Genomic DNA, 22,670 nt, shown 5'->3' with positions numbered 1-22,670 from the left:
CGCAAATCCTTTGCGTTTGGCAGGTTGATCGCTAGGTTGGCGCGGACCAGAACAACAAAACCGAAGTCGCCGGTCAGAGGGTAGAGTAGAATGCGTTTGATTTGTCCGAATTGTGGCGCGCAATACGATGTCGCGGATGACGCGATCCCGGCAGGTGGTCGCGATGTGCAATGCTCCAGCTGCAACCACACATGGTTCCAGACCGAAAAGAAATTCGCGCCTGCGCCTGACCTTTCGGTGCCTGAACCAGCACCTCGGCAGGAACCGCAGCCAGCGCGCAAACCCGTCGATCCGTCGATCAGCGACATCCTGCGAGAAGAGGCCGCACGCGAACAACAATTGCGCGCGCCAAGCACCTCAAGCCCGCCCAAGACGCAGGAAGATACCACGCCAAAGCCCGCAATCGACGCCGAAGAAACCCGCAAGCGGATCGCCCAGATGACCGAGGCCGAAGGCGGGGTGCGCATCGCCCCTGCACCGAAACCAACGGAAACCGGTACCGTCGCGGCATCCCGCGTGGAACCGGCACCGCCCCGCGTCGTGATCCCCGAACTGCCGGAAGAGGCCGACACAAACCCGCGCGACATGCCCGGCATGAACGAGATCAACACCAGCCTGCGCGCCCGGTCACAGACAACCGAGCCCCAGTTGACCCCCGAAGAGGAACAGGAGGTCGTCAAGCGGCGCGGTTTCAGGCGCGGCTTTGTCTTTGTGTTGCTGGTGTTCGCGATCCTGTTCGCACCTTACGTGTTCGCAGACCAGATCACGCAAACCTTCCCCCCGATACAGGATACCATGGCAAGCTATGTGGCAAATGTTGACCAGCTACGCCTGAGACTTGATCAGGTGATCGGGACATTGGGCGACACGATCGCAGGCTTCACCGCAGCCGACGAGCCTGTTCAGAACTGACCGAGCAACCGGCGCAGATAGTCACGCTCGACCTCGGGGCGTTCCTGTTCTGCTGACCGCCGACGGATTTCGTCCAGCAATTCGGCGGCCCGGCGGTTGATATCCATCCCGCCCAGCATGTTCTGATCGCTGCCCATCTGGCCGGTGTTGCCGGTTTCACGGCCCAGCGGGTCACGCTGGCCCGGCACCGCGCGGCCTGCGGCCTCTCCCTGTTCGCCGTTCTGGCCTGTCTCGCCGGTCTGTGCTTCGGCCATAGCTTGCCCCAGCTCACGCATCCCGTTGCGCAGGGCATCCAAGGCTTCGGCCTGACGGTCGATCGCTTCGGCAAGATCACCGCCGCGCAGCGCCTCTTCGGCACCCTCCATCGCCCCTTCGGCCCGGTCCAGCGAACCGCGCGCGGCCTCGCCCGCTTCGCCCGGAAGGTTGGGCAAACCGTCGCGCTGGCGCTGCAATTCCTGTCGCAGCGCTTGCTGGCGTTCGGTCAGGCTACCTTGGTCGCTGCCGGATCCCTGCCCGTCCTCGCCCAGCTGGCCACCCTGACCCGGCTGACCCTGCTGGCCATCCTGCTGCCCGCCTGGTCCCTGCTGGCCATCCTGCTGACCTTGGCCCTGCTGCCCTTGCTGCTGGCCCGGCTGTTGTCCCTGCTGCTGGCCTTGCTGGCCCTGCTGCCCTTGATTGAAACCTTCCTGCAGATCACGGAAGGCATCATCGGACAGGTCCTGCTGATCGCGCAATGTCTCGGCCAGATCCTGCATCGACTGCTCGCCCGGCATTGGCGGCCCGTCGCCACCCTCGCCTTGCGTCACGCGCATGTTTTCCATCAGGCGGTTCAGTTCTTCCATCAGCGCCTGCGCCTCGGCCATGCGGCCTTCCTGCATCAGTTCCTCGATCCGGTCCATCATGGCCTGAAGATCGCTCATGGACATTTCCATGCCGTTTTCGCTGTTGTCGGCCTGATCGGTGCCGTCGCCCGGTTCGGCCTGTTCGGCCAGCATGCGCATGTAATCGTTGGTCGCTTCGCGCAATTCCTGCATCAGTTCGGCGATTTCGGCATCGGACGCGCCGTTGCGCATCGCCTCTTCCAGCCGTTCCTGCGCGCGGCGCAGGCGTTCGCGGGCATCGGCAAGCCTGCCATCCTCCAACTGGATTGCAAGGTCCCATAGGGCAGTCACAATCTCGGCCTCGGCTTCGTCATCCATGCCAACCGGCATCGTATTGTCGATCCGCCGGATGATCGTGCGCAGGCGCAGATACATGGTTTCAGAGGTAAAGATATCGTCGGGCCGGTGCGAGATCGCGCGCAGGATCTGCCCCACGCGGCGGGCGTTGTCGCGCGACCACATCAGGTCGCGGCGCTGTTCGATGACCGCGCGGGCAAAGGGCTGAAAGAAACGACGCCCGGGCAGGATCAGCGGCTCTGCCGCTGTCGTTGCAGTCTGGCCCGCCGCATCGGTCACCTCCAGTTGCAGCGTCACCGGCAGGTTTGCCAAAGGATGCTCGCTGAGGTTTTCGACAAGGAAGGCGTCGAATTCCGACCTGTCACCCGTGAACGGCATCGGCAGGTCCAGCACCAGCGGGTCGATCGGGTCAGGATCGGTGGTCAGCCCGTAAACACGATCCACCGCCGCAAGATCCAGCTCGATCGTCGCGGTGCCGCTTTCAATCCCATAATCATCGGTGGCGCGGAACGGCTGCGACATCTCGCCCATGGCGTCGGCTGTGATCGGCTCGGTCAGCGTGACGAAGGGAGGCTCGTCCGCCAACGCCGTCACCAGCCAGCGCCGCCCGTTTTCACCATCCAGCGTCAATGTACCGGAATAGACGATGTCGAACTGCTGCTGGCCATCGGCCAAGGGAATCGCTTCTTCACCACGGCCAGAAACGTCCTCGATCAGGCTGAGCCCGCCGTCTTCGCCATAGACGCGCAAGGTGACCTTGCTGCCAGCGGGCACCTGCAACGGTCCTTCGGGAATGTCGTTGAGATATAGCGACGGGCGGCCGGTATAGGCGGGCGGTTCGACCCAGCCTTCCCAGATCGGCCCTGATGCCACCGCGGCAGACGGTCCCGTGACGATGTCACCGACCGACGCCACGCGCAGGAACGACCCGAACAGCAGCGCCGTGACAAAGAACAGGACCGCGATGAACCGCAGTCCGTAAGGGTCGCGGTCCGCGATCCGCAGGTCGGGTTCAATGGCGCGGGCGGATTTCGTGCGTTCGGCCATGCGTGCGACATGCGCCTGCCAGACAGCGATCGACGCAGGATCGGAGGCGCCGATCGCCTGCACATCCGCCACAGCCGCAATCGGACGGCCCGGCATGGCGGCATCGACACGGGCCAGCGCCTCGGTCGTCGTGGGCATGTGGAAACGGCGCTGGCCCCAGATCAGGGCCGCGACAAACGCCACCCCGCCGATCCCTGCAAAGGCCCAAACCACCTCGAGCGGCAGGATATCCTGCCAGCCCATCATCAAGGGTGCGAGACACAGAAACCCGATGGTCCAGAGCGGCCAGAAACACCGGACTGCGTTTTCAGCCAGCATTCCGATCCGCGTGAGGCGGACAGGCAGGCGCAGGTGGCGCATCGGGTCGGGGATTTGTGTCAGCGTCACTCTCCGCTTCTGGTGGATCAGTCCAGCCATTCTGGCAGGCTATCGCGTGCGATCATCTCTTCATAGCTAGGACGCTTGCGGATAACTGCAAATTGATCGCCATGAACCAGCACTTCGGGGATCAGCGGGCGGGAATTGTATTCCGAAGCCATGACTGCACCATAAGCGCCCGCAGACCGGAATGCGACAAGATCGCCCGCCTGCATCGGCGGGATCTCGCGGCCCTTTGCGAAGGTGTCGCCACTTTCGCAAACAGGCCCCACGATATCATAACGCGCAGGGTCCGTACCGGGGACGGGTTCGACCACGGGGACAATATCGTGCCATGCGTCGTACATCGCAGGGCGGATCAGGTCGTTCATCGCACCATCAAGGATCAGGAAATCGCGGTCTTCGCCGGATTTGACGTAGATGACCTTGGACACCATCAGCCCCGCATTGCCCGAAATCAGGCGGCCCGGTTCGATCTCGATCTCGCAGCCCAGATGACCCAGCGTGCGTTCGATCATCGCGCCATAATCGGACGGCAGCGGTGGTGCGTCGTTCGAGCGTGCATAGGGGATACCCAGACCGCCGCCCAGATCAAGGCGGGTGATCTCGTGACCATCCGCACGCAAGGTTTCGGTCAATTCCGCGACCTTGGCATAGGCGGCCTCGAACGGGGCCAGTTCGGTCAGTTGCGACCCGATATGCACGTCGATGCCCACGACCTTCAGCCCCGGCAGGGTGGCGGCCAGCGCATAAACCTCGCGCGCACGCGAAATGGGGATGCCGAATTTGTTTTCGGATTTGCCAGTGGCGATTTTCGCATGGGTTTTTGCATCGACATCGGGATTGATGCGCAGGGTGATTGGGGCCACCTTTCCCAAGGATTGCGCCACCGCGTTCAGCGCCACCATCTCGGGTTCGCTTTCGACGTTGAACTGGCGGATGCCGCCTTCGAGCGCGAGACGCATTTCATCCGCTGTCTTGCCCACGCCGGAAAACACGATTCTTTCGCCGGGCACGCCTGCGGCCTTGGCGCGCAGGTATTCGCCGCCCGACACCACATCCATGCCCGCGCCCGCCTGTGCCAGCACCCGCAGCACGGCGATATTGGACAAAGATTTCATCGCGAAACACACCAGATGGTCGGCAAAGCCCAAGGCATCGTCGAACAGCTGGAAATGCCGTGTCAGGGTTGCGGTGGAATAGACATAAAACGGCGTTCCGACAGCGGCGGCGATATCCGCGACGGGGACATCTTCGGCATAAAGCGCGCCGTTGCGGTAGAGAAAATGATCCATGCCTTGCGGCCCTTATCCAGTGTCCTGACGGGACATAGCAGAGCCGCGCCAAAGACCAAGCCCGCAAAACGTATCAGTAATTGCGCACCATATGTTTGTCGCGCGTATAGACGACACGGCTGCGCAGATAGAGGTAAAGCGGCAACCCGCAGCTCACCCCGATCATGAAGGTCGCTGGAATAGCGAGCAGGCTTAAAAAATTGCGGGTCGACAGGGATTCGTAGATCACCCAGATTGTCAGCGTCACCGCAGCAATGGTCAGATCCCAGACCAAACCGCTTGACGCGGCATTGGCGTGCCATGCATCGACCATCGCCATGATGTCCCAAGTATTCGCCTGAAACCACGAGATGAAATAATACATCGGGTGGATCGTGCCCCAGACCGCCAGTGCCAGCCAGACGTTGCGCATCCTACAGACCCAACCCTACTGAAAACCTGCCGTTGCTGGCACCGACGCTGGCGTTCGTCGAAACGCCACCTGTCCCGAGACTTAGGCCGACGTTGGCATTGGGTGTCATCGGCGGCGCATCGGCACCGCAGGCGGCCAAAGCGGCAATGGCCGCGATCAGGGTCAGGCGTTTCATGTCAGAACCTCTTTCCAGGCTGCGATCCGTGCGCGGACCTGTGCAGGCGCCGTGCCACCGTAGCTTGTGCGCGAAGCCACCGAATTTTCAACCCCCAAGACATCGAACACATCCTGCCTGATGCCGGCATGCACGCCCTGCATGTCCGCAAGGGTCAGGTCCGGCAGGTCGCAGCCTTTGGATTCGGCCAGAGCGACCAGCGATCCGGTGACGTGATGCGCCTCGCGGAACGGCAGGCCCAGTTCACGCACCAGCCAGTCGGCCAGATCGGTCGCGGTGGAAAACCCGCTGCTGGCCGCAGATTTCAGCACGTCGCGGTTGGCGGTCATGTCGGCCACCATGCCCGTCATCGCGGCCAGCGCCAGCATCAGGCTATCGGCGGCGTCGAAAGTCTGTTCCTTGTCTTCCTGCATGTCCTTGGAATAGGTCAGCGGCAGCCCTTTCATCACCGTCATCAGTGCGACGTTCGCCCCGAAAATCCGCCCGATCTTGGCGCGGATCAACTCGGCGGCGTCAGGGTTGCGTTTCTGCGGCATGATGGATGATCCGGTGGACCATTTGTCCGACATCTTCACGAACCGGAATTGCGCCGATGACCAGATCACCAGCTCCTCGGCCAGACGGCTGAGGTGCATCGCACAGATGCTGGCCGCTGCCAGAAACTCCAGCGCGAAATCGCGGTCGCTGACGGCGTCGAGCGAATTGGCCATCGGGCCATCGAACCCCAAGGCCTCCGCCGTCATGTGCCGGTCGATGGGGAAGGAGGTGCCCGCCAGCGCCGCAGCGCCCAAAGGTGACAGGTTCATGCGTTTGCGCGCATCGGCGAAACGGCCCCGATCCCGCGCCAGCATCTCGACATAGGCCAGCATGTGATGGCCCCATGTCACCGGCTGGGCGGTTTGCAGATGCGTGAAGCCGGGCATCACCCAATCCGCCCCCGCCTCTGCCTGACCGAGCAGGGATTTCTGCAAAGCCGCAAGCGCCGCATCCGCCTGATCGCATTGATCACGCACCCAAAGCCGGAAATCCACCGCCACCTGGTCGTTGCGCGACCTCGCGGTGTGCAACCGGCCCGCCGGTTCGCCGATCAGGTCTCGCAGACGCGATTCCACGTTCATGTGAATGTCTTCGAGCGCGGTCGAGAACGGAAAATCGCCCGTTTCAATCTCTGACAATACGGTGAGAAGGCCTTTCCTGATCGCATCAGCGTCTGTATTTGAAATGATGCCACAGGCGGCCAACATGGCGGCATGGGCACGCGAACCGGCGATGTCTTGCGGTGCCAGACGGCGGTCGAACCCGATCGAGGCGTTGATCGCCTCCATGATCGCGTCCGGTCCGGCGGCGAAACGGCCGCCCCACATCGTGTTTGCGTTCTTGGTCATGAAGGAATGCGCCCATGCGTCAATTGATGTCAGCCCTGCTTTATACGGCCCTGCTGGGTGTTGCAAACCTTGGCGCGGCTCAGCCTGCCGATATCGCTGATCTGCGGACCGGCGACATGCGCAAGCTGGTGTTCCATTCCGCGCCAGTGGCCACGACGGACACGCCCTTTACCCATGAAGACGGCAGCGAAATGGTGCTGGCCGATCTGCAAGGCCGCTATGTCGTGCTGAACTTCTGGGCGACGTGGTGCGCGCCTTGCAGGGTAGAGATGCCGCATCTGTCTGCCCTGCAAAGCGACCTTGGCGGCGATGATTTCGAGGTGGTGACAGTCGCCGTCGGCCCCAACCCGCTGCCCGCGATGCAAAGGTTCCTTGACGAGATCGGCGTCGACAACCTGCCGCTGCACACCGATGCCCGCCAGCGGTTCGCGCGCAGCATGGGCGTGCTCGGCCTGCCCGTGACGCTGATCCTTGACCCTGACGGCATGGAAATCGCGCGCATGCAGGGCGAGGCGGATTGGTCGAGCGACAGCGCTGTCGCGATCATCACCGCGCTGCTGAATGGTCCCAGCTAGGCGTGCCCCGCCGTCGCGGACAACAAAAGCGGGTCGATACCAAGGAGTTTCAGCGCCCCCGACCATTTGTGGTCATTGGCGCGGCCAAAGATGATGTCGTCACGCGGATCGCAGGTCAGCCAGCCGTTCTGGCGGATTTCCTGTTCCAGCTGCCCCGGCCCCCAGCCTGCATAGCCCAGCGCCAGCATCGCCTGCGCCGGGCCACGCCCAGCGGCGATGTCTTCGAGCACATCCATGGTCGCAGTCATGCCGATCCGGTCGTCGACCTGCAACGTCCCTAAACCGGACCTGTAATCCAACGAATGCAGCACGAAACCTCGCCCGCTTTCGACCGGGCCGCCGATATGAACGCGAATATCACGTGTGTCCGGGTCGTGGGGAACCTGCATCTGGTCCAGCAATTCGGTAAACCGAACCTGCGTCTGCGGCTTGTTAACGATCAGGCCCATGCCACCGTCATCCGAATGCGCGCACATGTAGATCACGCTATTGGCAAAACGCGGATCAGCCATGTCCGGCATGGCGATCAGCAGCTTTCCGGCAAGTTGAATGGCGCTTTGATCCATGCCGCAAGAATGCGCGCGGCGGGTGTTTCGCGCAAGCCACAACATGTCACGCACTCGCCCAAACGTGACTTTTCATGTCAGCCGGAATCGCCCAGATAAGACGAATGCGCAAGATTTTGCTGATCCCTCTCGCCCTGTGTGGCCTGCCTGCGACCGGCTTTGGCCAGTCGCTCGATGACCTTGCGACCGTCACTGTGCTGCCCGGCTGGCGAGAGGCGGATGGCACCCATGTCGCGGCGCTGCGGATTGATCTAGCCGAAGGCTGGAAAACCTATTGGCGCGCCCCGGGCGACAGCGGCATCCCACCGGCTTTTGCGTTTTCGGGCGTGGATATCACCGCGGTTCAGCCACATTTTCCGGTCCCTGAAGTCTATGAGGATTTCGGGATGCGTTCGATCGGCTACGAGGACAGCGTGATCTTTCCGTTGCGCCTGACCGTCCCGGATGATGGCACCGCGATCAGCATGGCGGGCCAGATCGAAATCGGGGTCTGCGATGAAATCTGCATTCCGGTCACGCTCGACTTTGCGGCGTTGCTGCCATCGGAAGGGTCGTCCGACCCCGCGATCCTTGCGGCATTGCGGGACCGCCCGCTGACCAAGACCGAGGCCCATGTTGCCGCCGTGACCTGTGCATTGACCCCGATCAGTGACGGGTTGCAAATGACCGCCAGCATCGAGATGGCCCCAACGGCGGCAGAGGAAATCGTCGTCATCGAAACGGGCGATCCGCAAGTCTGGGTGTCCGAACCGCATGTCCACCGCGATGGCGGCACGCTGAGCGCGGTCGTGGACCTTGTGCATGTCACGGGCCAGCCATTCGCGCTGGACCGATCGACAGTGCGGATCACCGTTCTGGGCGATGACAAGGCCGTGGATATTCAGGGCTGTACGGCGCATTAAGTCCGTAGGCGGCGTGTGATCGCGGCGGCCATTGCGACGGCATAGATCAGCACAAGAACCACCAGCAGCGCCAGCGTGAACAACCCAAGCGCAGGGCCGAACCCACCAGCAAGCAACGGCACGACATCACGCATCGGCGCCCAAGGTGCGCCGGTCACCAGCAGCGGCAGGACAAGTGCTGCAAACAGCATCGCGGCGACGACAGCCCCAAATGCGGCCGGCACCAGCATGGCGGCGCGCCTGCCCCGCAGTGCGCGCTGGGCCGATTGCACCTGCCGCGCGATATCGGCCTGCATCGCCATGATCGACGGCACCACCAGCAGCACCAGCACCATCCCGAAGGCCAGCCCGAACACAAGCGTCACCACTGTCGGTTTCAGGAATTCGGCCTGCGTCGAGCGTTCATAAAGCAGCGGCGCAAGGCCCAGTACCGTGGTCAGCGTCGTCAGCAGCACGGCGCGCAGACGGTCCACCGTGCCGTCGATGATGGCAGGCACCAGCCCACGGTCCTGTGCGTATTCGTCCACCGTCGTCACCAGCACGATACTGTCGTTGATGATGATCCCGACCATGCCGATCAGGCCGACAACAGTGAACAGGCTCATCGGGATGCCCCAGAAGTAATGCCCGTAGATCGTACCGACCAGCGCGAAGGGGATGATCGACATCACGACAAGCGGGCGCGTCCAACTGCTGAAAATCCACGCCAGCGTCAGGTAGATGCCCAGCAGCACCAGCGTCAGCCCGACCTGCGCGTCCGACAGGAACTGGCGTTCCTGTTCGCTTTGGCCCGACAATTGTGTTTCGATCCCGAAATTGCTTTGCAGGCGGGGCAGGATGTCGCCGGTGATGATCTGCTGGATGTCGGTCGCACGCGCCGCATCCTCGCCATCCAGCGCGCCGGTCACGGAAATCAGCTGGATTCCGTTTTCGCGGCGGACGGTCGAAAATCCGGTGCGGGTCTGTGTGGTGACCACATCGGCAAGCGCCACGTACACGCCGTCGCCCGTGCGCACCTGCGTGCGGTCCAGAAAATCGGCCGTCAGTTCGGCATCGGGCAATTGCACGCGGATCGTGGCGGACCGGCTGCCATCGGGGAAGGTCGCCGCCTCGATCCCGCCTAGCGTGTTGCGCAACACGCGGCCCAGCGCCTCGATGCTCAGACCCAGCGCCTGCCCCTGCGGGGTCAGTTGCAGCACCAGTTCTTCCTTGTCGTAGGACAGCGAATCCTCCAGCCCGGACACTTCGGCAAATTGCGCCAGTTCGGCTTTCAATGCCTCGGCGGCGGCCTTGAGCGTCTCGCTGTCCGCGCCGAACAACTGGATATCCAGACCGTCCGCACTCGGCCCCGATCCCCAACTGCGGAAACTGACGGTTTCGGCCATCGGATGCTGCACAATGCTTTCCTGCAAGGCGCTGACAAAGGCATTGCTGCCATAGGGGCGGCTGTCGGCGTCGATCAGTTCGATGGTGATCGCGCCCAATTGGTCGGCGTCTTTGGTTTCGGCCCCCGCAATCGCGCGCCCGGAATTGCCGCCAATCTCGGCGATGGCGATCAGGATCGGGTTGATCCCGTATTCGGCCTCGTACTGCGCGCCCAGCGCCTCGGTCGCGCGCTGCATCTCGCGCATCATCTCGAACGTATCCTCGCGGGTGGCACCGGGCAGCATGGCGAAATTGCCGGTCACTTCGCTTTGCTCGGGCGCGTTGAAGAACCGCCACGCGACATCGCCGCGAATGACCAGCGCGACCGAGGATGCGAGGGTCACAATCGCCAGTGCGACGACCGGATAGCGCGCACGGATCACCAGCGCCATGAAGGGTTTGAACAGTGTGAAGCGGAACCAGTCAAAGCCGCGGTTCACGACCCGAGATGGCTTGTCATACCAGTGATCCTTGGCCGAATGCGCGATGGCATGCGACAGGTGGTTCGGCAGGATCAGGAAACATTCAACCAGACTGGCGATCAGCACGACGATCACGGTATGGGGAATATCCGCGATAAGGTCGCCGAACCGCCCGCCGATGGCGACCAGCCCGAAAAAGGCGATGATCGTCGTCACACTGGCCGAAAACACCGGGCTGAACATCCGCCGTGCCGCGTTTTCGGCGGCGACGGTGGGGGTTTCCTTCAGCTGCCTGACCCGGAAATCCGCATGTTCGCCCACGACAATCGCGTCATCGACCACGATCCCCAGCGTGATGATCAGCGCAAAAAGCGAGATCATGTTGAACGTGATACCCGCCGCCCACATCAGCGCCACCGCCGCCAGCATCGCCACGGGAATACCCGCCGCCACCCAGAAAGCCGTGCGCGCGTTCAGGAACAGGAACAACAGTGCGACGACCAGCGCCAGACCCGTCGCGCCATTGGTCAGCAAGATGTTCAACCGCCCCGTGATCTGTTCGGCGCGCGCGTTGGTCAGCTGGATCGTGACACCCTCGGGCAAGGAGGCCTCCAGTTCCGCTGCCACCTGTTCGACGCTGCGCTGCAATCCGATGGCATCGCCGCTGGCGGACCGCTGGACGATGACCTTGATCGCAGGGTCTGGGCCGACGAAATAGGCGCGGTTGCGGTCGATGCCTTCGACCCGCAGGTCGGCCACATCGGCGATGGTCAGGAACGATCCGTCAGGATTGGCGCGCAGCGCGATGGCACCGATATCCTCGGCGCTGCGGCGGGCGACACCCGTGCGCAGGCGTGCGTTCGCCGACACGTCACCAGCAGGGGAGGCGGCGGTTTCCTCGGCGATGCGCTGGGCGATATCGGCCATGCCGATATCATGTTCGATCAGCGACAGTGACGGCACTTCGACAAGGATCGAAGGTGCTGCGACGCCCTGCACCACTACGCGGGTGACGCCTTGGGCGAACAGACGCGCCGCAAGTTCATCCGCAAAGCGCCCCAACTGGTCCACCCCGACCGGCCCCGAGATGACGACATCGGTGACCCGGTCCGACCAGCCCCCGCGCCGCACGCTGGGGTCATCGGCGTCGTCTGGCAGGTTGCTGGCGCTATCGACGGCCAGCTGCACATCCTCGGCGGCGCGGTCGATGTCATAACCCGGCTCGAATTCCAGCGTGATCCGCGCGCTGCCTTCGGTCGCGCGGGACGATGACGAGGCTACCCCTTCGACCGCCAGCAACACGGGTTCCAGCACCTGCACGATGGCCGCGTCCACATCTTCGGCACCGGCACCGGACCAACCGACATTGACCGTGATATTGTCGACCACGACATCGGGGAAATACTGGGCGCGCATGTTGGGCACGGCCAGCATGCCCGCCGCCAGCATCAGCACCAAAAGCAGGTTCGCCGCCGTCCGGTGCCGCGTGAAATAGGACAGGATGCCGCCTGCCCCCGCCGTCAGCCTGTCACCGCCAGTGGCCATCAACTGCCCATCCGGCTTTCCAGCCGCTCCACGGTTTCGGACGACACCTCGTCCTGTTCCAGTTGCGCGATGATCCGCGCCTTGACGTTGTCAGGCATCTGCCCTTCGGCCACATAGGCGATCAGCCGCGCGCGCCGGTCGGCATCAAGCATGATCATCTGCGCGGTTTCTTCTTCGACGACGCCGGGGCGGATTGGACGCACCTTGATCCCCGCCCCCAGCAAGGGCGAGCGTTCCATCACCACGTTCAGCCCCGCAAGGCCCGCGGCGGCGATGATGACATCATCCCCCTGCCGGCGCAGCACATCGACGGGCTGAGGTTGCAAACGGTCCTCGGCATCGACGGTCAGGATCATCTGATCCGATCCGACTGCCGTGGCCGGCAACAGGGCCACATCATCCAGCGCAGGTTCGGCGATCCGCACTGTCACGAAATCGCCGGGGCGCAAGCCCGGCGCACTGTCGATCTGTGCGAAAAGCTGCCGCCCGGTCTGGCCCGCGCCAACGCTGGCGCCTTCGCGGGTGATCCGGCCTGCAGCGGTCAGGTTCACGCCAGAGGCATCCAGCGCCACGCTCACAGGCGCACGCGTCAGAGACCCGGTGTCGTCCAAGAGCCGCGCATATTGCGAGGTCGCAACACGAAACGCGACTTCGAGCGCGGTCGGGTCCACCAGCCGCGCGAACATTTCGTTGGCCGTCAAGCGCCCGCCGGGGCTGACGGTGACATCGGTCAGGGTGCCGTCAAAGGCCGCCCTGATTTCGGTTTCGGCAAGGTTCCGCTCGGCCTGGGCAAGGTCGATCTGCACGCGGGCAAGGCGGGTCGTTGCCTGATCGATCCGCGCCTCGGCGGTGGCGATGGATTGCCTGCGCGTCAGCACCGCCGCCGCAGCGCTGGAGGCGGCAAGTTCGGCATCCTCGACAGCTGCCGTCGTGCCGACACCGCGCCCTTGCAGATCGAGCGCGCGCGCGAGCGCCTGATCACGCAAGGCCGCCTGCGCGCGCGCTGCAGCCAGTTCGTCCTGCCCGAGTGCCAGCGCGCGTTCGGCATCGCGCAATTCGGCCTGCGCATCCTGCACATCGGCGCGGATGCGCGCCAGCGCCTCTTGCGCCTCGACCGGATCGATCCGCAGCAAAAGCTGCCCTGCCGTCACGCTGCCGCCTTCGACAAGCGCATCCGATGCCTCCAGCACCGTGCCACCCGTGGCAGACCGCAGGTCCAGCGTGCGCTGGCTGCGTAATTCGCCAAAGACGACAAGTTCGGGCACGATGGTCTGCGCCGCCAGCGTCACTACATTGACGCTGAATTCCCGTTCCCGCTGCGGAAAGCTGCGGGGTTCCGCGTTCAGGCGCGCCTCGACGGCACCGCGCACGGTGTTTCCCGCCCATGCCAAAAGCACCAGCGTGACCGACAACAGGAAGATACCCGTCAGGCTTCGTCGCAGAAATCGCATTTGATCGTCCTTTTTGCCGCCTTCAAGACATGGGCGCGCGCGGCAGTCTGTCCAGTGATACGACAGACAGGATCATTTCCGTCGCAAATGTTCGTCCAATCGGGGCATGATCTCGACAAAGTTACAGGGCCGATGCCGGAAATCGAGCTGACGGCCTAGAATTTCGTCCCAGGCATCGCGGCAGGCCCCCGGCGATCCGGGCAGGGCGAACAGATAGGTGCCATGCGCCACACCCGCCGTCGCGCGGCTTTGGACAGCGCTGGTGCCGATCTTTTGCATCGAAACGATGGTAAAGATCGTCCCGAAGGCGTCGATCTCCTTCTCGTAAACATCGCGGTGCGCCTCGACCGTCACATCGCGCCCCGTCAGGCCGGTGCCCCCTGTCGAGATGACGACATCCACATGCGCATTCATGCACCAGACCCGCAATTGATGCGCGATCTGGTCGCGTTCATCGGGCAGGATCATGCGTTCGGCGACATGATGGCCCGCCGCCTCGATCCGGTCGACAAGGGTCTGGCCGGATGTGTCGTCGGCCAGCGTGCGGGTATCGCTGACCGTCAGCAAGGCGATGCGCACGGGGATAAAGTCTTTGGTCTCGTCGATCCGGCTCATGTCTTCAACCTTGCATTCAGGGCCAGAAGGTCGGCCCAAGCCTCGCGCTTGGCGGCGGTATTGCGCAAAAGATAGGCGGGGTGGAACATCGGCAGGCAGGGTTTGCCCAGCGCCGTGGTCCATGTGCCACGCAGCGCGGTGATGCCCTTTTGTCCAAGCAATGCCTGACAGGGCGTGTTGCCCATCAGCACGATGATTTGCGGATCGGCAAGCGCGATATGGCGTTCCAGAAACGGCAGCATCATCGCGATTTCATCGGCATCGGGCGTGCGGTTCGACGGGGGCCGCCACGGCATGACATTGGTGATATAGACTGCACGGTCCCTCTTTTCATGCGCGCGCCCCATATTGATCGCAGCCAGCATCCGGTCCAGCAACTGGCCTGCCTGCCCCACGAAAGGCTTGCCTGCGCGGTCCTCTTCGCGCCCCGGAGCCTCGCCCACGATCATCACCCGCGCGCCGGGCTGGCCATCGGCGAAGACGGCATGACGGGCACCGCGCTTGATCTCGCAATGCTCGAAGGCGGCCATCGCTGTGGCCAAGGCGGGCAGATCGGCGGCGGCGGCGGCGGCGGCGCGCGCGACGGCGACGGGGTCCAGTTCGCGGGCAACAGCCGGGGCCGCCACCTCGGCCACAGGCGCGGATTTCACCGGGACCGGATCGAGCGCATAGCGGTCCACCGGCGCATCGAGGATCGCATCGGTCGCGCCCAGCTCGACCTGCCATTCCAGCGCCGCGCGGTCCTGCCAATATGTGTCTTGCGAATCCATGCAGCGACATTAGGCGCAATCGCGGCATTTGGGCAGGGCCTGCGGCATTGAAGCCTGCGGGTGGGCAGCCTATAACCCACCGGACGACGGCAAAGGATCACCGCATGACATTCCGCGCACGGCATCTTCTGGGGATCGAACCGCTGCATCCGACAGAGATCACGACGCTTCTGGACCTTGCCGATACCTATGCCGACCACAACACGCGTGGCCTTGCCCACCGCGAGGTGCTGGCCGGTCTGACCCAGATCAACATGTTTTTCGAAAACTCCACCCGGACGCAGGCCAGTTTCGAACTGGCGGGCAAAAGGCTTGGGGCGGATGTAATGAACATGGGGATGCAGGCGTCATCCATCAAAAAAGGCGAAACGCTGATCGACACGGCGCTGACGCTGAACGCGATGCGCCCTGATCTGCTGGTCGTGCGCCACCCACAATCGGGTGCTGTGGACCTTTTGGCGCAAAAGGTGAATTGCGCCGTGCTGAACGCAGGCGACGGGCGGCATGAACATCCCACACAGGCGCTGCTTGATGCGCTGACCATTCGTCGCGCCAAGGGCCGGTTGCACCGCCTGAACATCGCGATCTGCGGCGACATCGCGCATAGCCGCGTCGCGCGGTCCAACATCATGCTGCTGGGCAAGATGGAAAACCGCATCCGCCTGATCGGGCCGCCGACGCTGATGCCCGCAGGCATTGCCGATTTCGGGGTCGAGGTGTTCGACGACATGGTGAAAGGCTTGCAGGACGTCGATGTCGTCATGATGCTGCGCCTGCAAAAGGAACGGATGGACGGCGGTTTCATCCCGTCCGAGCGGGAATATTTCCACCGCTACGGTCTTGATGCGGCCAAGCTGTCCCACGCGAAACCCGACGCCATCGTCATGCACCCCGGCCCGATGAACCGCGGGGTCGAGATTGACGGGACGATCGCCGATGACATCAACCGATCCGTCATCCAGAAACAGGTGGAAATGGGTGTCGCCGTGCGCATGGCAGCGATGGACTTGCTGGCCCGCAACCTGCGCGAGGCGCGGCGCGACAAAAGCGTGATGGTCTGATGAACGCTCAAGCGAACCCCGCCCCCTGGATCGACTGGCAGCGCCATCTGGCCCCTGACGAAACGTTGCTTTGGCACAGCGCACCTGTACCGGGGTTCGCGACGCCCTCGCGCCTGATCGTCCCCTCCGCAGTGGGCGCGATGCTGCTTTTTGTGGGCTATACGCTTATTCAGGGCCTGTTCGACGACGCGCGCCAACCTGATGCGGCCAGCGGTTTCATGGGCAACCTGCTGAACGGTCTGGGCGCGGTGGTTGCGCTCCTGTCAGGGCTGGCCTTGACCATCGGCGCGTGGATCACCGCCTATATCGGGCCGCGCGTCACCGGCTATGCCATCAGCGACAAACGCGCGTATATCGCGCGCCATCTCTGGACGACCCGTGTGGACAGCTTTGTGATCGCACAGGATGACGCAGTCACGCTTGAAAAAGGCCCGCTGGACCGCGTGCTGTTCAAGAAAACCGCCATCCGCGATGGCGAAGGTGGCCTGATCGCACAGGACGTGGGCTTCGCGCGCCTTGCCGACGGGCAAGAGGTGTTCGCGCTGATCCGCGCCATACAAAAGAGAAGCGCATGACCCTGACCATCCCCGCCAATGACCACGGTGCCCTTTACGTGCTGGCCCATACCGGCCCCGCCTCTGACGCGCTGACAGCAGCGACAATCATCGGGCCGGTCGCGCTCAACTTGGATTTCGTCGATGTGATCACCCCTGCCCAGCGTGCCGCCGTGCCGTTGCCAGACCTGATCCGGCAAGGCTATGACCTGCCGCTGACACCCGCGCAGGACGCCATGCTGCGGCATGTCCAGGGGACGATCCTGCTGGTCATGTCGCGGGCCTTCGGCGGACAGGCGCAGCAGATCGACCTGCCCGCGGACACCACGTTGGTGACGGTCCTGCGCGAAACACCCGCGATCACCCCTCCTGAAAAGCTGACATCGGCCTCGGGTGCGGGCGCACTGACCGGACCGCCCGCCAAGCCGCGTAAATCCGATGCAAGGATGAGCGGGATGATCGCAACAATCGCCTTGCTGATCATGTTCGCATTGGTCGGGCTGATGGTCTGGGTCGGCGGATGACCCCTAGCAAGGAAACCAACGCATGACCGCCACTTTCTTTGCCAATGCGCGCATCATCGACCCGGTCGCCCTGACCGATGCGCCGGGCTGCGTTCTTGTTGTGGACGGGCTGATCCATGACGTGACAGGTAGCGAAGCGACCCCCCCCGTCGGCGCGAAAGTCGTCGATTGCGGCGGCATGTGTCTGGCGCCCGGGATCATCGACATCGGCGTGAAAGTCTCCGAACCGGGCGAGCGGCACAAGGAATCCTTTCGTTCCGCTGGCCGCGCGGCAGCGGCGGGGGGCGTCACGACGATCGTCACGCGGCCCGACACGGACCCCGCCATCGACACGCCCGAAAAGCTGGAATTCGTCGCGCGCCGCGCGCAGCTGGATGCGCCTGTGCATGTGCTGCCGATGGCGGCACTGACCAAAGGGCGCGACGGCCAGGAAATGACCGAGATCGGGCTTTTGTCCGATGCGGGTGCCGTCGCCTTCACCGATTGCGACCATGTGGTGACCAAAACCAAGGTGATCGCCCGCGCGCTAAGCTATGCGCGCGCGCTCGATGCGCTGGTGATCGGCCATGTGCAGGACCCCGGCCTGTCCGAAGGGGCCGTGGTCACGACCGGGAAATTCGCGTCCTTGCGCGGCCTGCCTGGTGTGTCGCCGATGGCGGAACGCATGGCGCTCGACCGGGATATCAGCCTGCTGGAAATGACCGGCGCGCGCTATCATATCGACCAGATCACCACCGCCCGCGCCCTGCCCGCGCTGGAACGCGCCAAGCGCAACGGGCTGCGGATCACGGCGGGCGTCAGCATCCACCACCTGACGCTGAACGACATGGATGTGGCCGATTACCGGACGTTTTTCAAACTGACCCCGCCGCTGCGGTCCGAGGATGACCGCACAGCCGTAGTGCAGGCCGTGGCCGAAGGGCTGATCGACGTGATCTGTTCGATGCACACGCCGCAGGACGAAGAAAGCAAACGCCTGCCGTATGAGGAGGCCGCAAGCGGCGCCGTGGGCTTGGAAACCCTGCTGCCCGCAGCACTGCGGCTTTATCATGCAGGCCAGATCGACCTGCCGCGCCTGTTCCGCGCGCTGGCGCTGAACCCTGCACACCTCTTGGGGCTTGCAGCGGGGCGGATGCTGGCCGGTGCGCCCGCCGATCTGGTGCTGTTCGATCCCGACGCGCCGTTCCAGCTGGACCGGACGACATTGCAGTCGAAATCGAAAAACACCCCCTTTGACGGCGCGCGTCTGCAAGGCAAGGTGATTGGCACATGGGTGGACGGCACCCGCATCTGGGGGACCGCATAAATGCCCATCTTGGAAAGCGGCGCGGCCGTGCTGGCACTCTGGGGCGCTGTCGGCTATCTGCTGGGGTCGATCCCCGGCGGGGTGATCATGGCGCGGCTGATGGGGCTGGGCAATCTGCGCAACATAGGGTCGGGCAATATCGGGGCCACGAATGTGCTGCGCACTGGCAACAAGAAAGCCGCCGCTCTGACGCTGATCTTTGACGCAGGCAAGGGTGCAATCGCCGTGCTGGCCGCGCGCGCCGCAGCGCCCGAGGATGCAGTGCAACTGGCCGCACTCATGGCCTTCATCGGCCATTGCTTTCCGGTCTGGCTGGGCTTCAGGGGTGGCAAGGGGGTTGCGACCTATCTGGGTATCCTGCTGGCGCTGGCTTGGCCGATGGGCCTGGCGGCCTGCGCGATCTGGCTCGCCGTGGCGGTGATCACGCGCTATTCGTCACTGGCCGCCTTGGTCGCGGCGGGCTGGGTGCCGATCGTGATGGCCTTCGCGGGATATGGCATGGCATCCGTTCTGGCCGCGGCCCTCTGCCTGCTGATCTATGCGCGCCACTGGGGTAACATCCAGCGTCTGCGCAACAAGACCGAAAGCAAGATCGGGGCGAAATAGCCCCATCTTCCGAGCCGAAATATCCCCGCCAGAGGCAGCAAGCGCGCAGCGCGCAGCCCTAATAGCTGTATTCCGTATAGATCCTGTCCAGATCACCGGCCCAGTCGCCGTGGTAATGGTCCAGCAATTCATCCGCCGGTGTCTTGCCGGTCTCGACCGTTTCCTTGACCGCATTGAGGAAATGCGTCTCGTCCGGCACGAGACCACCGGCGCCGGGAAGGGCGCGGGCTTTCAGGCCAGCCTCGGAAATCGCCACGACCTCGCGCGCAAGTGCATGCATGTCGATCCCGTCGACCTGCGCCTGCAATCCGTCCACCGATGCGGCGACCCGCAAAGCGTCGCGCTGTGCGGCGGTCCAGTTCTTGCACAGGTCCCACGCGGCATCCAGCGCGGTCTGGTCATACATCAGCCCCGTCCAGAACGCGGGCAGCGCGCACAACCGCCGCCACGGGCCGCCATCCGCACCGCGCATCTCGATGTATTGTTTCATCCGCGCTTCGGGGAAAACGGTGGTCAGGTGATCGGCCCAGTCGGACATGCGCGGCTTTTCACCGGGCAGGGCTGGCAGTTCGCCGCGCAGAAAATCCCGAAACGACATGCCCAGCGCGTCGATATATTTGCCGTCGCGATAGACGAAATACATCGGCACATCGAGAACCCATTGCACCCAGGCCTCGAACCCGAAGTCTTCGTCGAAGATGAACGGCACCATGCCGGTGCGGCTGGCATCCAGATCGCGCCAGATGCGGGCGCGCCATGATTTATGCCCGTTGGGCTTGCCTTCAAAGAAGGGCGAATTGGCGAACAATGCGGTCGCCACAGGCTGCAAGGCCACACCCACGCGCATTTTCTGGACCATATCCGCCTCTGATCCGAAATCGAGGTTCACCTGCACGGTGCACGTCCGGCGCATCATCGCGGTGCCCATTGTCCCCACCGATTGCATATAGCGGTCCATCAGCTTGTAACGCCCTTTGGGCATCAGCGGCATCTGGTCATGCGTCCAGACCGGCGCCGCCCCCAGACCAATGAAGCGCACGCCGATCTCGTCGGACACGGCCTTGACCTCGGCCAGATGGCTGTTCACCTCGTCGCAGGTCTGGTGGATGGTCTCCAAGGGTGCGCCGGACAGTTCCAGCGCGCCGCCCGGTTCAAGGCTGACATTCGCGCCGTCCTTGGTCAGGCCGATGATCTTGCCGTCCTCTTCCACGCGGTCCCACGCGAACCGGCTGTGCAACGCCTCCAGCACGGCCTTGATGGACCGGTCGCCCTCATAGGGCAAGGGTTGCAGCGTATCGACGCAATAGCCGAATTTTTCATGCTCGGTCCCGATGCGCCATTCGTCCTTGGGTTTGCACCCTTTCGCCAGCAATTCGGCCAACTGGTCGTGATGTTCGATCGGGCCGCCGCCGGTTTGTGGGATGGACATCGGGAAGGCTCCGTTCAGAGGACAGGGGACGTATCCGTGACCTGCACCAGTGCATCTGTCAATGCAAGAGAGGACGCGCACGCGACCATATGACGACCAGCGCATCGGGTGTGCGCGAAAGCACATCCAGCACGGTGCCCGTCTTGATACCCGGCAGGGCCGCGAAAACGTCGAACAGCGCATCCGCCCCCGCCGCGTTGATTGGTATCGCGATCCGCTGGCCGCCGATTCCGGTCAGAATCCAGCTTGGATCGGGATAGCTGCCGGGGTCGAGCGCCACCTGCGTCAGATCGTCCAGATCGATGATACCCCCGTCAAGCGGGCCGAAATAGGCAAGACGGCGTTCGCGCACCTGCACCACACCCGGCCCTTCGCCATCCTGCGCGAAGCGCGCGCGCTGGATGGCGGCAAAGGCCCAGCCCAGACCGATGGCCCCCACAAGATAGCCAAGCCAGACCGTGACACCCGCCGCGTTCAGCCCCCACCACAGGCCGAACAGCGCGAGTGCGACGGCGGCCAGCACCTCGCGCCAGCGCCAGAAAAAGGCGCGCGCCTCGGGGCGAAAGAAATCAGCCATGGACCACCTGCGGTTTTGCGTGCAGCACGATGGCGAAGGTGCCGATCCGGCGGAACCCGATCGCGGCGTAGGCCTTGCTGGCCGAGGCCGTTGCCGCGAACAGGATCGCGCGGGTCACGCCGGTCGCGCGCGCCTGCGCCAGATGCAGCGCCACCGCCCGCCGTGCAAGCCCGCGCGAGCGCGAACCGGGCGGCGTATAGACCCCGCCAACCTGCACCGCATCGGGCAGAACCGCGTTGAAGCCCGTCATCGCCACAGGCGTATCGCCATCAAACAGCACCCTGTGGCTGTCCGCCGCAAGATAGCTGTCGATATCCCTGATCGCCGTTGCGTCCACGTTGGTCTCCTGCGCCAGCATCGTCTCCAACAGATAGGCACGCCGCCAGCCGATGACCAGATCGCGCGGAGCATCGGCCAGCGGACGCAGGGTCAAGCCGTCGGTTTCGGGCATGACCAGATCGGCAAGGGTCAGGTCGTACTGCGGTTCGGTTGTCACATGGCCTGCCGCGCTGTCCAGACCCAGTACGGCGCGCAGGCTGGTGACCTGCCCGGCCTCGCCCAGAATCGCGGCAACGGGGCTGCCCCGCATCGCATCGCGCAGCTCTGCCCAAGGGTGCGTGGGGCAGACGGGAAACAGGAAACCGGCCTCGGTGATCGCCGCGATATCGGTGATCGCGCCACCGGCCTTGCGCAGCCAGAACGCCATCGCGCGCGGATGGCCACCCGCCATGCCGTGCCGGTGCAGGTTCGCCAGCGGGAACATCGCAATTTGCAGATGGTGGCGCAGGAAACCTTCAACCTCGGCCCTGTCGGCCAGCGTGGCGCGGATCATCCCCAGTCGCCCAAGGCCTGCTGCCACAGCGTCAGCGCCGCGACCGCCGCCGTGTCAGCGCGCAGGATGCGCGGGCCAAGGCTGACGGCATGGGCGAACGGCAAGGCCAGCAGCTTTGACCGTTCAGACGGCGAAAACCCGCCTTCGGGGCCGATCAGCACCGCCCAAGGGCCGGGAATTGCGGGCAGACGCACCGGCGCGCCGATGGCGCTTTCATCACAGAACATCAGCTGCCGGTCCTTGGGCCAAGCGGCGAGCAACCGGTCGAGTTTCACCAGATCATCGACAGGGGGCACAAAGGTCCCGCCGCATTGTTCAGACGCCTCGACAGCATGGGCCTGCAATTTGTCAGTGCGGATGCGGTTGGCGGATTGGGTAAACTCGGTCTGCACGGGCATGATCCGCGCAGCCCCCAGTTCCACCGCCTTTTCGACGATAAAGGCCGTGCGTTCCTTGCGGATCGGGGCAAAGACCAGGCACAGGTCAGGCGGGGTCTGCAAAGGGCGCGTCTGCGCCTGACAGGCCAGCACGCCGCCCTTGTTGCCAGCCTTTTCGACCACCGCGTCCCATTCGCCGTCACGGCTGTTGATCAGCGACAACACGTCACCCGCCGCCAGCCGCATGACCCCGAAGAGGTAATGCGCCTGATCGCGGTTCAGCGGAACCGATTGCCCTACCCCCAAGGGGTGATCTACATAAAGCCGGACCTTGGATGCCATGAAGCGGAG

Annotated in this window: 22 protein-coding genes; 8 read left to right on the top strand and 14 right to left on the bottom strand. The window is 63.9% G+C overall.

Annotation, left to right across the window (positions count from 1 at the left end; all coding sequences use genetic code 11):
• Positions 1 to 90 precede the first annotated feature (90 nt).
• Positions 91 to 912: a zinc-ribbon domain-containing protein gene (locus H147_RS0101600; protein WP_110570884.1), complete on the top strand. Its 822-nt coding sequence runs from the start codon at positions 91 to 93 to the stop codon at positions 910 to 912.
• Here H147_RS0101600 and H147_RS0101595 read toward each other — a convergent pair.
• From H147_RS0101595 to argH, 5 genes are all read right to left on the bottom strand, one after another.
• Entirely contained in the window at positions 903 to 3,497 is a 2,595-nt protein-coding gene (locus H147_RS0101595) for a TIGR02302 family protein (RefSeq protein ID WP_026352159.1), read from the bottom strand. The genes H147_RS0101600 and H147_RS0101595 overlap by 10 nt on opposite strands.
• A gap of 44 nt (positions 3,498 to 3,541) precedes the next feature.
• On the bottom strand, positions 3,542 to 4,810 hold the full coding sequence (gene lysA, locus H147_RS0101590) for a diaminopimelate decarboxylase (protein WP_019953582.1): 1,269 nt from the start codon (positions 4,808 to 4,810) through the stop codon (positions 3,542 to 3,544).
• Positions 4,811 to 4,883: 73 nt separating this feature from the next.
• A complete protein-coding gene (locus H147_RS0101585; RefSeq protein WP_019953581.1) occupies positions 4,884 to 5,222 on the bottom strand; it encodes a DUF2834 domain-containing protein in 339 nt (112 codons plus the stop codon).
• Between the two features lies 1 nt (position 5,223).
• Entirely contained in the window at positions 5,224 to 5,397 is a 174-nt protein-coding gene (locus H147_RS21125; RefSeq protein ID WP_019953580.1) for a hypothetical protein, read from the bottom strand.
• On the bottom strand, positions 5,394 to 6,782 hold the full coding sequence (argH, locus tag H147_RS0101575; RefSeq protein ID WP_019953579.1) for an argininosuccinate lyase: 1,389 nt from the start codon (positions 6,780 to 6,782) through the stop codon (positions 5,394 to 5,396). Before argH ends, H147_RS21125 begins: the two co-directional genes overlap by 4 nt.
• Positions 6,783 to 6,796: 14 nt before the next feature.
• Between argH and H147_RS0101570 the strand changes: the two genes are divergently transcribed.
• Positions 6,797 to 7,357, top strand: a complete 561-nt coding sequence (locus H147_RS0101570; RefSeq protein WP_019953578.1) for a TlpA family protein disulfide reductase — start codon at positions 6,797 to 6,799, stop codon at positions 7,355 to 7,357.
• On the opposite strand, the gene H147_RS0101565 is transcribed toward H147_RS0101570, so the two are convergent.
• Entirely contained in the window at positions 7,354 to 7,923 is a 570-nt protein-coding gene (locus tag H147_RS0101565; protein ID WP_019953577.1) for a YqgE/AlgH family protein, read from the bottom strand. The two genes, H147_RS0101570 and H147_RS0101565, sit on opposite strands and share 4 nt — an antisense overlap.
• Positions 7,924 to 8,027: 104 nt before the next feature.
• Between H147_RS0101565 and H147_RS0101560 the strand changes: the two genes are divergently transcribed.
• Positions 8,028 to 8,825 carry a protein-disulfide reductase DsbD domain-containing protein gene (locus H147_RS0101560; RefSeq protein WP_019953576.1) on the top strand — a complete coding sequence of 266 codons (798 nt, stop codon included), beginning with the start codon at positions 8,028 to 8,030 and terminating at the stop codon, positions 8,823 to 8,825.
• Here H147_RS0101560 and H147_RS0101555 read toward each other — a convergent pair.
• From H147_RS0101555 to H147_RS0101540, 4 genes are all read right to left on the bottom strand, one after another.
• Positions 8,822 to 12,217, bottom strand: coding sequence for an efflux RND transporter permease subunit (locus H147_RS0101555; RefSeq protein ID WP_019953575.1), 3,396 nt, complete (start codon positions 12,215 to 12,217; stop codon positions 8,822 to 8,824). The genes H147_RS0101560 and H147_RS0101555 overlap by 4 nt on opposite strands.
• Positions 12,217 to 13,668 carry an efflux RND transporter periplasmic adaptor subunit gene (locus H147_RS0101550; RefSeq protein WP_019953574.1) on the bottom strand — a complete coding sequence of 484 codons (1,452 nt, stop codon included), beginning with the start codon at positions 13,666 to 13,668 and terminating at the stop codon, positions 12,217 to 12,219. The genes H147_RS0101555 and H147_RS0101550 overlap by 1 nt, the downstream gene beginning before the upstream one ends.
• A 72-nt stretch (positions 13,669 to 13,740) precedes the next feature.
• On the bottom strand, positions 13,741 to 14,283 hold the full coding sequence (gene moaB / locus H147_RS0101545; RefSeq protein WP_019953573.1) for a molybdenum cofactor biosynthesis protein B: 543 nt from the start codon (positions 14,281 to 14,283) through the stop codon (positions 13,741 to 13,743).
• Positions 14,280 to 15,053, bottom strand: a complete 774-nt coding sequence (locus H147_RS0101540) for a uracil-DNA glycosylase (protein WP_019953572.1) — start codon at positions 15,051 to 15,053, stop codon at positions 14,280 to 14,282. Before H147_RS0101540 ends, moaB begins: the two co-directional genes overlap by 4 nt.
• Positions 15,054 to 15,157: 104 nt before the next feature.
• On the opposite strand from H147_RS0101540, the gene H147_RS0101535 reads away from it, so the two are divergent.
• Genes H147_RS0101535 through plsY form a run of 5 tightly spaced genes read left to right on the top strand, consistent with a single transcriptional unit; the run spans position 15,158 to position 19,104 of the window.
• Complete coding sequence (locus H147_RS0101535; protein WP_019953571.1) at positions 15,158 to 16,114, top strand: aspartate carbamoyltransferase catalytic subunit; 957 nt, start codon at positions 15,158 to 15,160, stop codon at positions 16,112 to 16,114.
• Positions 16,114 to 16,689, top strand: coding sequence for a hypothetical protein (locus H147_RS0101530; protein WP_019953570.1), 576 nt, complete (start codon positions 16,114 to 16,116; stop codon positions 16,687 to 16,689). The genes H147_RS0101535 and H147_RS0101530 overlap by 1 nt, the downstream gene beginning before the upstream one ends.
• A complete protein-coding gene (locus tag H147_RS0101525; protein ID WP_019953569.1) occupies positions 16,686 to 17,192 on the top strand; it encodes a hypothetical protein in 507 nt (168 codons plus the stop codon). The genes H147_RS0101530 and H147_RS0101525 overlap by 4 nt, the downstream gene beginning before the upstream one ends.
• A 22-nt stretch (positions 17,193 to 17,214) precedes the next feature.
• A complete protein-coding gene (gene pyrC, locus H147_RS0101520) occupies positions 17,215 to 18,498 on the top strand; it encodes a dihydroorotase (RefSeq protein WP_019953568.1) in 1,284 nt (427 codons plus the stop codon).
• Positions 18,499 to 19,104 carry a glycerol-3-phosphate 1-O-acyltransferase PlsY gene (gene plsY, locus H147_RS0101515; RefSeq protein WP_019953567.1) on the top strand — a complete coding sequence of 202 codons (606 nt, stop codon included), beginning with the start codon at positions 18,499 to 18,501 and terminating at the stop codon, positions 19,102 to 19,104.
• A gap of 58 nt (positions 19,105 to 19,162) precedes the next feature.
• On the opposite strand, the gene H147_RS0101510 is transcribed toward plsY, so the two are convergent.
• From H147_RS0101510 to H147_RS0101495, 4 genes are read right to left on the bottom strand one after another with little or no spacing between them, the layout of a single operon-like run.
• A complete protein-coding gene (locus H147_RS0101510; RefSeq protein WP_019953566.1) occupies positions 19,163 to 20,533 on the bottom strand; it encodes a glutamate--cysteine ligase in 1,371 nt (456 codons plus the stop codon).
• Positions 20,534 to 20,591: 58 nt separating this feature from the next.
• On the bottom strand, positions 20,592 to 21,110 hold the full coding sequence (locus H147_RS0101505; protein ID WP_019953565.1) for a hypothetical protein: 519 nt from the start codon (positions 21,108 to 21,110) through the stop codon (positions 20,592 to 20,594).
• Positions 21,103 to 21,969, bottom strand: coding sequence for a GNAT family N-acetyltransferase (locus H147_RS0101500; RefSeq protein ID WP_245541087.1), 867 nt, complete (start codon positions 21,967 to 21,969; stop codon positions 21,103 to 21,105). The genes H147_RS0101505 and H147_RS0101500 overlap by 8 nt, the downstream gene beginning before the upstream one ends.
• Entirely contained in the window at positions 21,939 to 22,661 is a 723-nt protein-coding gene (locus tag H147_RS0101495) for a 16S rRNA (uracil(1498)-N(3))-methyltransferase (protein ID WP_026352158.1), read from the bottom strand. The genes H147_RS0101500 and H147_RS0101495 overlap by 31 nt, the downstream gene beginning before the upstream one ends.
• Positions 22,662 to 22,670 lie beyond the last annotated feature (9 nt).

The sequence above is a fragment of the Yoonia vestfoldensis DSM 16212 genome (assembly GCF_000382265.1).
GTDB lineage: Bacteria > Pseudomonadota > Alphaproteobacteria > Rhodobacterales > Rhodobacteraceae > Yoonia > Yoonia vestfoldensis.
Note: the sequence above shows the minus strand (reverse complement) of the source record. Positions and strands in the feature narration are given on the sequence as shown.